We start from the raw sequence: 15624 nt of genomic DNA, 5'->3' as shown, positions 1-15624 counted from the left end.
AATGGCTGAACGCGACGACAGCTTCGAACTTTTCGACCTCCGCGTCGAGGCTGTCGTCCCCGAGGGCAAGCCGGTGTATTGCGGCGCCAAGCCCGGCGACTATTTCGAGCTGAAGGGCGAGATGCTGTCGATGCCGGCGGGCCAGGGATTTTCGATCTATTCCATAGCGGCCGTGCTGCCGCTGCTGGCGGCGAAGCAGCGCCCCACCCATGCCAATGACTGGATGACCTCGGATGCCGAGATCGCCTGTCCCGATCCCAATTGCGCCAGCAGGCTCAGGATCGTCAGGACCGGCAAACGGCGGTTCAGCCACGCCGAGACCACGGCGGTGCCGCTGCCGAAGGAGAGTGAGCAGAGATGACCGCCAAGACTTTCGAACTCAGCCCCGGCTACACAATCTCGCGCGTCATTCGCGGTGGCTGGCAGTTGGCCGGCGGCCACGGCGCGGTCGACCGTCAGCAGGCGGTGTCCGACCTGATCGCCACGTTCGACGCCGGCATCTGGACCTATGACTGCGCCGATATCTACACCGGCGTCGAGGAGCTGATCGGAGCGGCGCGGCTGCGTCTGGCCAACGAACGCGGTCTCGATGCCGCCGCCAGGATGAGGGTGCACACCAAGCTGGTGCCGGACCTCGAGCGGCTCGCCGGCATCAGCCGCGATTACATCAGAGGCATAGTCGACCAGTCTCTGCGGCGGCTGAAGACCGAGCGGCTCGACCTCGTGCAGTTCCACTGGTGGGACTATTCAGTGCCTCGCTATGTCGACGCGATGGGTTGGCTCGACGAGCTCCGGCTGGAAGGCAAGGTGCGCAATGTCGGCACCACCAATTTCGATACGCAGCGCCTGGGCGAAATTCTATCGGCCGGCGTGCCAGTCGTCAGCCAGCAACTGCAATACTCCGTCCTCGACCAGCGTCCGGCGGCGAGCCTCGCCGCGCTCGCCGCGCGCAATGGCGTCAGCTTTCTCTGCTACGGTTCGGTGGCCGGCGGCTTTCTCGGCGACAGATGGCTCGGCGTCGCCGAGCCGGACATGCCGCTCGAAAACCGCTCGCTGGTCAAATACAAGCTGATCATAGACGATTTCGGCGGCTGGGAGCTCTTCCAAGCCCTGCTCAGGGTGCTGAAGCGGATCGGCGACCGCCACGGCGTCGACATCGCCACTGTCGCCAGTGCCTGGGTGCTCGAGCAGCCGCAAGTGGCGGCCGTCATCGTCGGCGCCCGCAACCAGGCGCATGCGCTGGCCAATGCGAAGGTCATGGATGTCGCGCTCGGGACTGAGGATCGGGCAGAGATCGGCGCCGTGATCGCCCAGAGCCGCGGTCCCCTCGGCGACGTCTACACGCTGGAGCGCGATCGTCACGGCCGCCACGGCTCGATCATGCACTACAATCTCAACGCGGCCCGGCCATGAGCGCCACCACCGAAAGGCTGTTTTCGCGGGCCAGCACCGAAATCGTCGAGTTGCATCGCTTCTTCGTCGACTGGTTCGTCGCATCGCGCGCCGGCAAGGCCGATTTCAGCCGCTTCGAACGCGTCATGGGCGAAGGCCTGGCCATGGTCACGCCTGACGGCACGGTCTTCGATCGCGATGCGGTGGTCGACCATGTCCGCGCAAGCCGCGCTTCCTGCGACGAAGCCTTCGCCATCTCGATCGAGGACATCCGGCCGGGCTGGCAAACCGGCGACGCGATCGTCGTGCTCTATGTCGAGGCGGCAGTTGCGAGGCGGCAAGCATAGCCGCCGTCAGTCGAGTGCGCTCTTCACCACCAATCCATCGGCGCCCAACGGCGTCGAATGGCGACATCTGCATGAAACCTGGCTGCAGATGCCGGAAAGCTGAACAGGCTCCAGGCGTGAAATTTGGTTCGTGTAACTCGATTCGTGTAGCTCAAGGGGAACAACAATGAGAAAGACGATACTCCAACTCACCACCGCGCTCGCTCTCGTGACGATCGCCGGCGCGGCCCATGCCGCCGACTGCAAGATCACGGTCGGCCTCGTCATGGAATTGACCGGACCGGCCGGTGAATACGGCCAGGCCGGCGCGAAATCGGTCGAGATGGCCTTCCGCGACATCAACGACGCCGGCGGCGTTCGCGGCTGCGATCTGGTGACCGACACGCGTGATAGTCAGAGCCAGGGCAATATCGCCGTCGATGCGGCGACCCAGTTGGTTCAGGTCAAGAAGGTGCCGGTGATCATCGGCGGCATCATCTCCTCGGTGTCGATCCCGATCCTGACCTCGGTCACCGCCCCGGCCAAGATCGTGCAGGTCTCGCCGGCTTCGTCCTCGCCGACGCTGACCGCACTCGGGCGCGACGGCAAGACCAACGGCATCTTCTTCCGCACCATCACCTCCGATGCGCTGCAAGGCGTGGCCGCCGCGAAATACGCCATCGACAAGGGCTTCAAGAAGCTGTCGATCATCCATGTCAACAATGATTTCGGGGTCAACATGGTGGCCGAATTCTCCCGCGCCTACAAAGCGCTCGGCGGCACCGTCGTCTCCGACACGCCCTACAATGAGAAGCAGTCGAGCTATGCCTCGGAAGTCACGGCGGCCATGGCCGGCGAGCCTGACGGGCTTTATCTCGTCAGCACGCCGGTTGACGGCGCCACCGTCGCCCGCACCTGGATTTCGCAAGGGGGCGTGCAGAAATTCCTGCTCAATGACGGCATGAACAGCCCGGACTTCATCGAGTCCGTCGGCGCCGACTATCTCAAGGAGGCCTATGGCACCTCGTCCGGCACCAGCCCGACCGCCTCCACCGACTACTTCACCAAGAACTACAAGGCGTTTTCGGGCATCGAACCGTCCAATCCCGCGGCCGACCGTTCCTATGATGCCGGCGCCATCGTCGGCCTGGCAATCGCCATCGCTGGCTCGGAGGATCCGGCCAAGATCAAGGACGCCATGTACAAGGCGGTCGATCCGGCCGGCGCGCCCATCTTTGCTGGCAAGGAAGAATTCGCCAAGGCGCTCGGATTGATCAAGGACGGCAAGCCGATCCGCTACGAAGGTGTAATCGGCCCGGTCGCCTTCGACAAATATGGCGACATCACCGGTCCGTTCCGCTTATGGAAGATCGTCGACGGCAAGGTAACGACCGACGGTGAAATGACCACGGACGACGTCAACGCCCTGCAGGCGAAGCTCCAATAGGCCGCCACATCAGGCAGTCCGGCACCGATCGCTCGATGCCGGACTGCTCGCAACCTGCCTTGGCCTTGCGCTCTGAAATTCATGTCGTCCACAACAAGGGCTGCGGGCTTCATTCTCCCGACCCGCGTGACAGCCAGCGCCTGCGTCTTTCGCGCTGTTCGGCGAGCTCGGCCTCGTCCCAGTAGCCGATCAGCACGCCGGGCTCGATCAACGGATCGAAGTGCCGCAGCTTGTCGTCGTTTCCCGTCAGCCATTCCTCGGCGGCGGTGATGCGGTTGTTGGGCAGCGCCAGCCAGCGGAACAGCGCCTGCCGCAGTCGTTCGATGTCGGCCGCCGCCGATGCTTCGGTGCCGAGGTCGCGCAGCTCGTCCGGATCGCCGTGCAGATCGAAGAACATCGGCGCCAGGCCCTCGCCATGGACCAGTTTGAAGCGGCCGTCGGTGATCATGTAGAGCTTGCAGTCGGCGACCGGCATAGCGAGCTTCAGCCGCGCGGCATCGCCGCCATAATCGTACTCGCTCACCGCGTGCCGCCGCCAGTTCACGTCCTGGCCTGCCAGCAGCGGCAGCAGCGACCGGCCCTCGAGAACATGCGGCTTCGCCTTGCCGCCGAAGAAGTCGAGGAAGGTGGGCGCGAGGTCGATCATCTCCACCAGCGCATCGGACGTCGTGCCGCGCGTCGCGTCGGCCTGCCGGCGCGGATCGCAGACGATCATCGGCACCTTGGCCGCGACGTCGTGGAACAGGTATTTTTCGCCCAGCCAATGGTCGCCGAGATAGTCGCCGTGGTCGGAGGTGAACACGATCATCGTGTTGTCGAACAGGGCGCGCTGCTCCATGAACTCGAACAATCCGCCCAACTGATCGTCGATCTGCCTGATCAGGCCCATATAGCAGGGAACGACCCTTTCGCGGACCTCGTCGCGGGAGAAGTTCCTGGAATAGCGCTCCTGCTGGAAGGCTTCGAAGATCGGGTGAGGCGAGACGCGTTCTGCTTCGCTGCGCACGACCGGCTTTATGTCGGCCTTGCCGTACATGTCGTGATAGGGCGCCGGCACGATGTAGGGCCAGTGCGGCTTGATGTAGGAGAGATGCGCGCACCAGGCTTCGCCCTTTGCCTCGGCCTCCTCGATGAAGCGCATGGCGCGGCGCGTCATGTAGGGCGTTTCCGAATGCTCCTCGGGAATGCGCGCCGGCTTGTCGGCATGGACGAGCAGCCAGCCGTTGAAATTTTCGCCATCCTCGCCTTCACCGGAATTGGCCCAGTGCTCCCACGGATTGGCGGCGTCGAAGCCGTGCTCGCGCAGATATTGGTCATAGGCCGGATCGGGATCGTAGGCGGATGACGGATGCAACCCGTCGTCGCGCTCGAACGGTTCGAAGCCGCATTCGGCGACGCGCACGCCGATGATGGACGTCTTGTCGATGCCGAGGCGCTCCATGCCTTCCTCGTCGGCCCTCATATGCGTCTTGCCGATCAGCGCGCAGCGCACGCCGATCTCGCGCAGATGCTCGCCGAGCGTAGGCTCGCCGACCCTGAGCGGCACGCCGTTAAGCGTCGATCCGTGCGAGCGGACATAGCGGCCTGTATAGGCACTCATGCGCGAGGGCCCGCACACGGTCGATTGCACATAGGCGTTGGTGAAGCGCACGCCGCGGCTGGCCAGCCGGTCGATATTCGGCGTGTGCAGGGTCTGGTGTCCGGCGCAGCTCAAATAGTCGAAGCGCAGCTGGTCGCACATGATGAAAAGGACGTTGCGGCGGTCTGTCATTGGTCGTCCGTCATTGTGGTTCGCGCAAGACCGGTGTGCCAGAACGGCCGATGTCCTACAACGATGCCTCAAAATATCATTTTACCCAACCAGATGCCTCATGCACTGTGGGAGCCGGGAGGGTCGAAATCGTGCCGTTCGTCACCATTGGCGGCCTTGCGCTGCACCACCGCTATGTCGAGGCGACCGGCACCGCGCGGCCGGTGATCTTCATCAATTCGCTGGGTACCGATTTGCGCATCTGGGACGATGTCATCTCGCAATTAAGCGGTGACATGCCTCTGCTGGTCTACGACAAGCGCGGCCACGGACTTTCCGATATCGGCAGCGGCATCCGGTCGATCGATGATCATGTCGACGATCTCCTGGGCCTCATCGATCATTTCGATCTCGGCAGGGTCGTGCTGTTCGGCCTGTCGGTCGGTGGCTTGATCGCGCAGCGGCTCTATACCCGTCATCCCAGCTGCGTTGAGGCTCTGATCCTGTCCGACACGGCGCACAAGATCGGCACGGACGAGAGCTGGAATAAGCGTATCGCCACCGTCGAGCGCGACGGGATCGAGGCGATAGCCGACGGTGTGATGGAAGCATGGTTCACGCCCGGCTTCCATGCCGCGCGTGCGGCCGACCTTGCCGGTTGCCGCAATATGCTGACCAGGCAGGCGCTGCCGGGTTACATCGGGACATGCATGGCGGTCCGCGACGCCGACCTCACCGAGGCCGCGCGGCGTATCGCGGTGCCGACACTTTGCATGGTCGGCGACCAGGACGGCTCGACACCGCCCGATCTCGTCCGCTCGCTGGCAGCGCTGATCCCCGGCGCCCGCTTTGAAATCATTCCTAATGCCGGCCATATTCCCTGCATCGAACAGCCGGAGGCGGTGGTCGCGCTGATCCGCGATTTTGTCGCGTCGCCTCCTCCGGGGCAGAAACCTTTGAGCGCGGCTACCCCTTGATCGCCGAGCCGACGATGGAATCGACGAAAAAGCGCTGCAGCAGGACGAAGAGGATGAGCGGCGGCAGCACGGCAAGCGTCGCGCCGGCCATCACCAACCCGGTGTTGACGGCGCCTCTGTTGTAACTCAACAGCCGGCTGAGGCTGATGACGATCGGATAGGCGTCGGCGTTGCCTTGCAGCACGGTCAGCGGCCACAGATAGCTGTTCCAGTGATAGACGAAGGCAAACAGCGCCAATGCCGCGATCGCCGGCGCCACGCTGGGCGCCACGATCTTGAACAGGATCAGCAGTTCGGAGGCGCCGTCCATGCGCGCAGCGTCGATCAGATCGTCAGGCACGCTTGCAATGAACTGGCGCATCAGGAAGATACCGAAGGCATTGGCGAGGTTGGGCACGATGATGCCGGCGAGGCTGGCATTGAGGCCGATCGAGCCGACGAGGCGATAGAGCGGGATCAGCGTCACGATCGGCGGCAGGAACATGGTCGCGATCAGCACCGAGAACAAAAGCGAGCGGCCGGGGAAGTGGTATTTGGCGAAGGCGTAGCCGGCCATCATGCTGGTGATGAGGATACCGGCTGTGGTGATCGAGGCGATGACCAGGGAATTCCACATAGAACGGCCGACATTGACCACGCCCGAAACTTTCCCGTAGGCGTCGAGGCTCGGCGTGTGCGGGATCCACACCGGCGGCACCTGCATGCTCTCGGCCGGAGTCTTGAGACTGGACAGAACCATCCAAACCAGCGGAAAGGCCGACGCCACGGCCACGAGCAGCATGAGCGTGGCCAGCAGCGCCTTGCGGCCGGCGGGGCGTCTGCGCGGCAACCGGCTCGACGATCCCGCGCTCATTCCTGATCCTTCCGGTTGGCAAAGGCGAACAGAGCGCAGACCACGACGATCAGCGACAGCATCAGCATGACGGCCATGGCCGAACCCAGTCCGCCCTGCGCGCGCTCGATGCCGACGCGGCGTATGTGATAGGTCAAGACATTGGTCGAGCCGACCGGCCCGCCCTGCGTGATCAGCGCCACCGGCTCGAACACCTGCACGGCGTTGATGATGGCGATCACCGCGCTGAACAGGAGTGTGCGCCGCAGCAACGGCAAGGTGATGAAGCGGAACTGCTCGAACCGGTTGGCGCCGTCGAGTTTTGCCGCCTCGTAGAGGCTGCCGGAAATCTGGGTCAGCCCCGCAATCGCCAGCACCGTGAAATAGCCGACCTGCTGCCACACATTGAGCAGGACGATCGAGATCAGCGCCGAGCGCGGGGACGACAGAAAGGGCTGCGGGCCGACGCCGATCAGGCCGAGCATCTGATTCAGCGGCCCTTCACCAGGCGAATAGAGTTTCGACCACACCAGCGCCACCGCGATCATCGGTACCATATAGGTGGAAAACAGCACGGTCCGCAGCGCCGTGCCGCCGCCAACATCGTGCTGGTGGACCATCAGCCCGAAGGCGACCGAGAGCGGCAGGATGAGGATGACGGAAAGCGCGGTGTAGATGGAGGTGTTGATCAACGCGCCCTTGAAGTCGCGTCCGACCGATGAGGCGCCGAAAATCTCGCGAAAATTGTCGAAGCCAATGAAGGCCGCATTGGAAAAAGGCGTCTGCGTCGACCAGTCCTGGAAGGATAGCCAGACGGTGAGCAGCATCGGCAACAGGATGAAGATGCCGATCAGCGTCACGGCGGGCGCCAGCATGATGCCCGCCGAGGCACGGTACCTGTTGATCATGGTTCAGTCTACTTGGCGGCGCGCTCCAGGATCGAGGCGGCGTCCGCTTGCGCCGTCGCCTGCGCATCCTTGGCCGAGACCTGGCCATACTGCAACGCCTCCAGCGTCTGCTGCAGGGATTCCGAGAACTCCTGTCCGCCCGGCACGACCGGGAAGGGCTTGGCGTCGGCCAGCACGCTGACATAGCCCGACAGGAATTCCGAGCCGAGCTTGTCCTTGTGGGCCTCGATATCGGAGCTGCGCGAGGGCAGGATGCCCATCGACATCAATATGTCGGACATCGCCGAGGCGCCGTTCTTGCCGGATTTCGGATTGTTGAGCCAGGCCAGGAATTCCCATGCGGCCTTCCGCTCGGCCTCGCCGGCATTGCCGTTGACCACGGTCATCCAGGAATAGGAGATCGAATGCGGCTTGTCGCCGCTCGGGCCGACGGGGATTGGTGCGGTGGCGATATCCGCGAACCTGTCGCCCATGCCTGCCTTCAGCGCGCTTTCCCACCAATTGGCCATGATGATCATGCCGGTCTTGCCGGAGACGAAATTGTCGAGGAAGGGGCCGGTGGTGTTGGCGTCTGCCGTCGCCATGGCCGGCACGCTGGCGCCCGATTTGATGAGATCCTCATAGAGCTGGAAGGTCTGCGCGGCCTGCGGAGTGTCCAGCGCCGGCTTGCCGTCCTTGACCAGGTCGCCGCCATTGGAGACCAGCAGCGAGGCGAAGGGGTGGACGACGCCCGCCGCCCAGGAATTGATCATGCCGAAACCCTGCTGGCCGGCATCCTTGTTGGTCAGCTTCTTCGCCGCCTCCTTGAACTCGTCCCAGGTCTTCGGCGCAGCAGTAATGCCGGCCTGCTTGAACAGTGCCTTGTTGTAGTTCAGCGCGTAGACGTCGATCTCGTTGGGAATGCCGTAGAGCTTGCCGCCGACCGACGCGGCGCTCACCACGCCAGCGGGCCATGCTCCCTTGACCTCTTCGGCGACAGGGTCGGGGGCGGGCGCGACGAGCTTGTCGCGGGCGAGCTCAGGCAACCAGAGATCGTAGATGCCGCCGATCGTGGGACCGTCCGCGCCGCCGCCCTGGGAGCGCAGCGTGGTCAGGAGATCGCCGAAGGGAACGGCGCGCACGGTGACGCTGACATCTGGATTTGTCTTCGCATAGTCCTTGGCCGCCGCTTCCAGCAATGCGACCGTCTCCGGCGACCAATGGGTGAGATAGGAGATGTTGACCGACTGCGCCCAGCCGCTGGCGGGCAGGATGGCCAGGCTCGCGGCCAGAGCCAGTTTCGAAGTCCAGGCAAGAGACATCCTCATCCTCCCTCAGGCTAGCGATCACGATGACGTTATGACAACATGAAGCATTGGCGCAAGGGCCCGATTGCGAAAAAGCTGCGCATGGCGCTGTCCCTGATTTCTCTGCTGTCCGTTCACATACGAAATTTACGGTGGAAATACAGTTAGCTGTGAAGGAATCATGGTTGATTGGCTTAGCCCAGCCGTTCCCGGAGGGAGTGTCAGACCTCTTGCGGAGGCTGCTATGTCGTTATAATGACTTTCCTGAGGAATGACTCTCCGCGGCGTCGATAGGGCCGCGGGACGCCAAGGACAGATAAAAATGGGAGACTGGCAATGAGCATGCTTTCAATTCACCGACGCGCAGCCCTTGGCCTGATCGGCGGCCTTGCCGCCTGCGCTGGCCTGTTCACCAGCCTGCCGGCGCGGGCCGACAGCACGGTGACGCTGTGGAGCTGGCGCACCGAGGACGAAGCCGCGATGCGCCGCATCTTCGATGCCTTCGAGGCCAAGAACCCAGGCATCAAGGTCAACATCCAGTTCACGCCGGATGCCGACTACCAGAACCGCCTGAGCACGGCGTTGCGTGGCGGGCGCGGGCCCGACATCGCCCAGCTCAAGGCCTATGGCGAATTGCAGCCTTTCGTCGAGGCGGGCTATCTCGACGCGCTCGACGAGAGCGTGCCGGAACTGAAGAGCATGCCGGACGCAGCCCTTGGCGGCGCGCGCGGCCGCGCCGACGGCAAGCTCTACGGCGTGCCCTATTCGGTGCCGATGATGGGCGTCTTCTACAACAAGGATATCTTTGCCGCGCAGGGCATCGAGGTCCCCAAGACCTACAAGGATTTCGTCGCCGCCTGCGACAAGCTGAAGGCGGCCGGCATCACGCCGATCGCCACCGGCGGCGCCAACGGCTCGGCGTGGGAGCTGGAGATCGGCGTCGGCGTCATCGGCCCGACCGTCTACGGCCCCGGCTTTTACGACGAGATGATGACCGGCAAGGCGACCTTCGAGGATCCGCGCTATGTCGCGGCGCTGAAGCGCTTCGCCGAGCTGAAGCCTTATTTCCCCGACGGCTTCGCCGGGATCGACTACACCACCGCCACGCAGCAGTTCATTGGTGGCAAGGCCGCGATGTTCCTTGGCGGTTCGTTCGAGAATGGCAGCTTCAAATCGCAGAACCCGAAGCTGAAATTCTCGATCTTCCCGTTCCCCGCCGACGATGCGGGGGCAAAGCTCTACACCTCGGCCTTCTCGGACGGCTCCTACGGCCTCGTCTCCGAAAGCGCGAACAAGGAAGCCGCGATCAAGGTGCTGGACTTCATGGCCTCGGCCGAATTCGCGCAAATGTTCGCCGACGAACTCGGCTGGCCGCCGGCCCGCACCGATGTCACGGTGAAGGACCCGGTATTGGCCGAGATGATGGAGATGTCGAAGAACTCGACGCCTTACCTGACGCTGGTCGGCTTCCGCTGGCAGTCGCCGACCGCCTCTTCCGTCCTGCAAGCGGAGATCATCGACATGGTCGAAGGCAACATCGCACCGGAGAAGCTGGCGGCCGACATGCAGGCCGCCGTCGCCACCTGGTTCAAGCCGAAGCAGTAAGGAGCCGGGCCGGCCGCAATGCGGCCGGCCTCCCACCGGGCAAGCCACGCATGATCGATCGTCGCCGCAAAAGCAGCCTGAAGCGAACGCAGCAGCGCATGGCCGTGCTTTTCATCCTGCCGGCGCTGGCCGTCTACGCCCTGTTCGTCCTCTATCCCTTGGCGATGTCGCTGTGGGGCAGCTTCTTCATCTGGAAGGGGCTGCGCATCACCGAGTTCGCCGGCCTGTCGAATTTTTCGCGCCTGTTCGTTTTCCCCAGTAGCGCCAGGCTCTACGGCGCGCTCTGGCACAACACCGCCTGGTTCTTCGGCATCATGGTCTTCCAGAACGGCATCGGACTGCTGTTCGCCTGGCTGCTGTTCCTGCGTGATCGAGGTGCGGCCTTCTTCCAGTCGGTTTTTTTCTTCCCCGCGGTGCTGAGCCCGGTCATCGTCGGTGCGCTGTGGCGCCTGCTCCTGGCGCCGGGCGGCGTGGTCGAATGGGCGCTGAACGGGCTTGGCCTGCACCAGGGCAGCCTGACCGTGCTTGGCAACAGCCACACCGCGCTGGCCATGCTGGTCGCCGTCGACGCCTGGAACTGGATGGGCCTGCCGGTGCTGATCTACACGGCGGGCCTGCGGCAGATTTCGGGCCAGATCTTCGAGGCGGCGAAACTCGACGGCGCCGGCAATGCGCGCATGCTGTTCTCCGTCGCGCTGCCCTTGCTGATGCCGGCGCTGGGCACGCTGACGACTTTGTCCTTTATCAACACCTTCAACCAGTTCGACATCGTCTATGTGATGCAAGGCGTGCAGGGCAATCCGAGCTATTCGACCGACACGCTGGTGACCTATTTCTACAGGCTGGCCTTCGGCGCGGAGGGCGCCGTCGGCATCACCGACATCGGCCTAGCGCTGGCGTTGGGCACCATGCTGTTCCTCATCCTCAGCGTCGGCACGCTGTTGATGCTGCGTTTCTTCGACCGCCGCACGGTGCAGCTATGAGCGCGCTGACCATGGCAGGCAATCCCGTGATCTCGCGCCGGCTTTCGCGGCTGCCCGGCTGGACGGTGCTTGCCCTGTGGACGGCGGCCGTGCTGCTGCCGCTCTACATCCTCGTCGTCTCCTGCTTCAAGTCGACGGCCGAAATCTACGACAACCGGCTCGGCCTGCCGGCAAGCTGGGCCTTCGACAATTTCGTCAACGCCTGGACGCGCGCCGACCTCGGCCACAATTTCATCAACAGCCTGATCGTCACCGCCGGCGCGGTCATCCTCACCATCGTCGTCTCGGCCATGGCCGCCTATCCGCTCAGCCGCTATCGGCTGGGCTGGAACGCCATCATGCTCGGCCTGTTCCTGTCCGGCATCATGCTGCCGATAAGGCTCGCCTCGGTCGAGCTGTTCACGCTGATGCGCAATCTCGGCCTGCTGGATTCCCTGACCGGACTGATCCTCGTCTATTCGGCGATCCGCATTCCCTTCGCCGTCTTCATCTTCGCCAATTTCATGCGCGTTCTGCCCTCCGAACTCGACGAGGCGGCACGCATGGACGGCGCCGGCGAGGTCCGCATCCTGTTCCAGATCATCCTGCCGATGGTGAAGCCAGCGGTGTCGATCGTCGCCATCTTCACGGCAATCGCCGTGTGGAACGACTTCTTCTTCCCGCTGATCTTCATCTTCGACGACCGCTACAAGACCGTGCCGCTGGCCATCAGCGTCTTCGTCGGCCAGTACCGCACCGATTGGGGCCTGGTGTTCGCCTCGCTGGCGATCTCCATGGCGCCGATCCTGATCATGTATTGTCTGCTCGCCCGCCAGATTCGAGAGGGCGTAGGCGCCGGGGGAGGCATGAAATGATCGAGGACAGGATCTATGCCGCCAAATCCATCCTGGTCGTCGGCGCGCATGCCTTCGATGCCGAGGTGATCGCCGGACCGCTGGCGGCGGCCGCCGTAATGAGGGGCGCCACGGTGACGTTCCTGCACCTGAGCATGGGCGAGCAGGGCCATCCGTGCCTGATCCCCGAGCATTATTGCGCCCAGAAGGAAGAGGAAGCGGGCAGGGCCGCCGCTCGCCTCGGCGTCGCCATGCGCAATCTAGGCCTGCATGACGCCTTCCTGCCTTCCGATGACGAGACGGCGCTGAAACTGTGCGATGTCATTCGCGAGCTGAAGCCGGAAGTGGTCATAACCCATTGGCACGGCAGCTGGCACAAGGACCATCGCGCCGCAGCCAAGCTGACGCAGACCGGCATCTTCTTCGCCGCCTTGCCGACCGTTGCGCGCGACCATGCCGCCTTTACGCCGGGCTTGCTGCTGTTCGGCGAGAACTGGGAGGACGATGACGGTTTCCGCCCCGAGCATTTGGTCGACGTCAGCGACGGCTTCGAGGCGTGGAGCGAGGCGGTGCATGAATACGAGCTGGCGCGGGGCCTGAGCAGCTTCCCCTATGTCGATTACTACAGCGCCCTCTACCGTCTGCGCGGCTGCCTGCGCGGCACGCGCCATGCGCAGGCCTTCGCGGCGGCCTCGCATTCCTGGAACGCCGGCAGCGGTCTGTTCGCGCCGCCGGCTGCCGGAGGGCGTCGATGACGCGGGTTCTGGCCATCGATCTCGGCGGCACCAATCTGCGCGCCGCCGTCCAGTCCGGCAATGTCAGCGCGCTGGAGAGGCCGAGCCGCGAACCGGCGCCGGCAAGCCTTGATGCCTTCGTCGCCCGTATCACGGCGCTTTGCGCCGAGGCTGGCGCGGTCAAGGCGTTGGGCCTGGCGGTGCCAGGTCTCGTCGAGGGGTCAGTCTGCCGCTGGATCCCGAATCTCCCTTGGCTCGACGGTGTCGACATCGCGGCGCTGTTCCCGCGGTTGCGCGTCGCCGTTGGCAACGACGCGCAGATCGCCCTGCTGGCGGAAGCCGTTGAAGGCAGCGCGAAAGGCATGTCGGATGCGATCCTGCTGGCAATCGGCACGGGCATAGGCTCGGCGGTGCTCGCCAACCACCGCATCGTCGCCGGCACGCATGGCGGCGCCTGCTCGTTCGGCTGGGCCTGCGCCGACATCAAGGACCATGGCGAGGAGCGCAGCGGCTGGCTGGAGCGCGTTGCATCGGGCCGCGCGCTTGATGCGCTTGCCGGCCAGGTCGGCCTTGCCAGCGGCCGCCAGCTGATCGCGGCTGCCCAGGCGGGCGAACTCGCGGCACAGACCCTGCTCGAGTTGCCGGCGCGCCGGCTGGGCACCGCGCTTGCCGGCGCCGTCGCGCTGCTCGACCCCCAGGTGATCCTGGTTTCCGGCGGCCTTGCCGATGCGCTTGACGTCATCGGACCGCCGCTGCTTGCCGCGCTGCGGCGCCAACTGCCGCCGCATCTCCGCGGCATTTCTCTCAAGGCTGGCGCGTTCGGCCCCGGCGCCGGCCTGGTCGGTGCGGCAGTGGCCGGACAGGCCGGAAGCGGGTGGAGACAGATCCGATGAGTGAAGCCAGTTTTCAGCAGCCGGATCGCAGAAGGCCCGAGCCGCTCTGGTATCAGGTCGAGGAGGCCATCCGCGCCATCGTCAAGAGCGGCGAATGGGCGACGGGCGACCAGATCCCGGCCGAAGACCGGCTGGGCGCGCTTTTCGGGGTCAGCCGCATCACGCTGCGCCACGCTTTGCGCAATCTGGAGGAAAGCGGATTGCTGCGCCGCGAACACGGACGCGGCACCTTCGTGCGCTCCACCACGCTCGTCGCCGGCACCCGCGAACTGACGAGCTTCACCCAGGAGATGGGCAATATCGGCGTCGTTGCCGGCTCGCGCCTGCTCGATTGCAGCCTCACCATCGCCAATGCGGCGGCGGCCGGCGCGCTGGAGATTGAGGAGGGTGACCCGGTGGTGCGCATCCGGCGGCTGCGGCTCGGCAACAACGAACCGATCGGCATCCAGACGGCGCAGCTCTCAGCCGCACGTGTGCCGGGCTTCCTCGACGCCGGCCTGCTGCAGGGATCGCTGTACGAGGCGCTGGAGCGCCACTACGGCATCGTGCCGGTGGCGGCGCGCGAGAATTATCGCGTCGGCGCGGTTGGCGCGGCGGATGCCGAGCTGCTCGATCTGCCGGTCGGCAGTCCGGCTTTCGTGGTCGAGCGTATCGCCACCGACGAGCGCGGTCCGTTCGAGTTCACCGTCTCCATCATGCGCGGCGACCGCTACGAGATACGCTCGACGCTGCGCGCCGGGCGCGTCCCGTCAAATCCGCGAAGCTGATCCATCATCACCCAAGCAGACACTTAACAGGAGTACCCACGTGTCCGACCTCTACATTCACCGTCTCGCCGCCCTCATCGACCAGGCAGCGAAAACCAATGAAGCGGCCTTTGGCCAGGCAGCCAGCCGCTTTGCCGACTCGCTTGAAGGCGGCGGTCTGATCCATCTCTACGGTTCAGGCCATTCGGTGCTGCCGGTGCAGGAAGTGTTTCCGCGTTACGGCAGCTATGTCGGTTTCAACCCGCTGACGGACCCGCGCGTGATGTGGCACAATGTGCTCGGCGCCGGCGGCGTGCGTGAGCTGCTGTGGCTGGAGCGCACCGAGAAATACGCCGAAAAATTCCTGGATCATCAGCCGCTCAACAAGGGTGACTCCATCATCATCTTCGGCCACAGCGGCCGCAACTCTTCCGGCATCGATACGGCGCTCTATGCCAGGAAGCGCGGCATCTTCGTCGTTGCGGTCACCAGCAAGAACAATCTCGACAAGCCCGCGACGCACTCCTCCGGCAAGCGACTGGCCGACGCGGCCGATCTCGTCATCGACACCTGCTCGCCGATAGAGGATGCGATCGTGCCGGTCGAGGGCTGGAGCCGTCCGGTCTCCGGCTCTTCGACGGTACTCGCCATGATCCTGGCGCATGAGCTGATCGCGCGTACCGCCGAGCAGCTCGCCAAGCGCGGCATCGAACTGCCGGTCTTCGCCTCGCCGACGATCGCGGGCGTGACCCTGCACGACACCGATGTCATCTACGGCGTCTACCGCGAACGCATGCTGGAAGCACAGAAAAAGCACCTGCCGGCCTTCCAGGCGACGATGCGGGGCGAATGATGTTCGGGGCGAGAGGCGTCGCGGACGCCTCCCGCCATGGATGCGCCCAATACGAATTT

General features: G+C 64.4%; 16 protein-coding genes. 12 read left to right on the top strand and 4 right to left on the bottom strand.

Going from position 1 to position 15624, the window contains the following annotated elements; translation table 11 throughout:
* Position 1: 1 nt before the first annotated feature.
* The 4 genes from FJ972_RS23785 (at position 2) to FJ972_RS23770 (ending at position 3165) form a co-directional block, all read left to right on the top strand.
* Positions 2-361, top strand: a complete 360-nt coding sequence (locus tag FJ972_RS23785) for a TIGR04076 family protein (RefSeq protein ID WP_140520931.1) — start codon at positions 2-4, stop codon at positions 359-361.
* The gene (locus FJ972_RS23780) at positions 358-1413 is read left to right on the top strand and encodes an aldo/keto reductase (RefSeq protein ID WP_140520930.1); all 1056 of its coding nucleotides are present in this window, start codon (positions 358-360) and stop codon (positions 1411-1413) included. The genes FJ972_RS23785 and FJ972_RS23780 overlap by 4 nt, the downstream gene beginning before the upstream one ends.
* On the top strand, positions 1410-1739 hold the full coding sequence (locus FJ972_RS23775) for a DUF4440 domain-containing protein (protein WP_319023020.1): 330 nt from the start codon (positions 1410-1412) through the stop codon (positions 1737-1739). Before FJ972_RS23780 ends, FJ972_RS23775 begins: the two co-directional genes overlap by 4 nt.
* 166 nt (positions 1740-1905) lie before the next feature.
* Positions 1906-3165, top strand: a complete 1260-nt coding sequence (locus FJ972_RS23770) for an ABC transporter substrate-binding protein (protein ID WP_140520929.1) — start codon at positions 1906-1908, stop codon at positions 3163-3165.
* Between the two features lie 109 nt (positions 3166-3274).
* Here FJ972_RS23770 and FJ972_RS23765 read toward each other — a convergent pair whose 3' ends face one another.
* Positions 3275-4936 (bottom strand): alkaline phosphatase family protein, encoded by a 1662-nt coding sequence (locus FJ972_RS23765; protein WP_140520928.1) that lies wholly within the window; start codon positions 4934-4936, stop codon positions 3275-3277.
* A 131-nt stretch (positions 4937-5067) separates the two neighbouring features.
* On the opposite strand from FJ972_RS23765, the gene pcaD reads away from it, so the two are divergent.
* Positions 5068-5892 carry a 3-oxoadipate enol-lactonase gene (gene pcaD, locus FJ972_RS23760; RefSeq protein WP_140520927.1) on the top strand — a complete coding sequence of 275 codons (825 nt, stop codon included), beginning with the start codon at positions 5068-5070 and terminating at the stop codon, positions 5890-5892.
* Here the strand turns inward: pcaD and FJ972_RS23755 are convergent.
* The 3 genes from FJ972_RS23755 to FJ972_RS23745 are packed head-to-tail and all read right to left on the bottom strand — an operon-like array spanning position 5882 to position 8933.
* On the bottom strand, positions 5882-6745 hold the full coding sequence (locus FJ972_RS23755) for a carbohydrate ABC transporter permease (RefSeq protein WP_140497680.1): 864 nt from the start codon (positions 6743-6745) through the stop codon (positions 5882-5884). The genes pcaD and FJ972_RS23755 overlap by 11 nt on opposite strands.
* Entirely contained in the window at positions 6742-7632 is an 891-nt protein-coding gene (locus tag FJ972_RS23750; protein ID WP_140497682.1) for a carbohydrate ABC transporter permease, read from the bottom strand. Before FJ972_RS23750 ends, FJ972_RS23755 begins: the two co-directional genes overlap by 4 nt.
* Positions 7633-7640: 8 nt before the next feature.
* The gene (locus FJ972_RS23745) at positions 7641-8933 is read right to left on the bottom strand and encodes an ABC transporter substrate-binding protein (RefSeq protein ID WP_140520926.1); all 1293 of its coding nucleotides are present in this window, start codon (positions 8931-8933) and stop codon (positions 7641-7643) included.
* 321 nt (positions 8934-9254) lie between these two features.
* Between FJ972_RS23745 and FJ972_RS23740 the strand changes: the two genes are divergently transcribed.
* Genes FJ972_RS23740 through FJ972_RS23710 form a run of 7 tightly spaced genes read left to right on the top strand, consistent with a single transcriptional unit; the run spans position 9255 to position 15565 of the window.
* Complete coding sequence (locus FJ972_RS23740; protein WP_140520925.1) at positions 9255-10523, top strand: extracellular solute-binding protein; 1269 nt, start codon at positions 9255-9257, stop codon at positions 10521-10523.
* Between the two features lie 50 nt (positions 10524-10573).
* Positions 10574-11506, top strand: coding sequence for a carbohydrate ABC transporter permease (locus FJ972_RS23735; RefSeq protein WP_140514575.1), 933 nt, complete (start codon positions 10574-10576; stop codon positions 11504-11506).
* Positions 11503-12360, top strand: coding sequence for a carbohydrate ABC transporter permease (locus tag FJ972_RS23730; protein ID WP_140520924.1), 858 nt, complete (start codon positions 11503-11505; stop codon positions 12358-12360). The genes FJ972_RS23735 and FJ972_RS23730 overlap by 4 nt, the downstream gene beginning before the upstream one ends.
* On the top strand, positions 12357-13094 hold the full coding sequence (locus FJ972_RS23725; RefSeq protein WP_140514580.1) for a PIG-L deacetylase family protein: 738 nt from the start codon (positions 12357-12359) through the stop codon (positions 13092-13094). Before FJ972_RS23730 ends, FJ972_RS23725 begins: the two co-directional genes overlap by 4 nt.
* The gene (locus FJ972_RS23720; protein WP_140520923.1) at positions 13091-13966 is read left to right on the top strand and encodes an ROK family protein; all 876 of its coding nucleotides are present in this window, start codon (positions 13091-13093) and stop codon (positions 13964-13966) included. The genes FJ972_RS23725 and FJ972_RS23720 overlap by 4 nt, the downstream gene beginning before the upstream one ends.
* Positions 13963-14733, top strand: a complete 771-nt coding sequence (locus tag FJ972_RS23715; protein ID WP_140520922.1) for a GntR family transcriptional regulator — start codon at positions 13963-13965, stop codon at positions 14731-14733. The genes FJ972_RS23720 and FJ972_RS23715 overlap by 4 nt, the downstream gene beginning before the upstream one ends.
* 40 nt (positions 14734-14773) lie before the next feature.
* Positions 14774-15565 (top strand): sugar isomerase domain-containing protein, encoded by a 792-nt coding sequence (locus tag FJ972_RS23710; RefSeq protein ID WP_140520921.1) that lies wholly within the window; start codon positions 14774-14776, stop codon positions 15563-15565.
* The last annotated feature ends 59 nt before the right edge of the window (positions 15566-15624 follow it).

This window comes from Mesorhizobium sp. B2-1-1, assembly GCF_006442975.2.
Taxonomy (GTDB): Bacteria; Pseudomonadota; Alphaproteobacteria; order Rhizobiales; family Rhizobiaceae; genus Mesorhizobium.
This window is presented reverse-complemented; position numbering and strand designations above follow the sequence as displayed.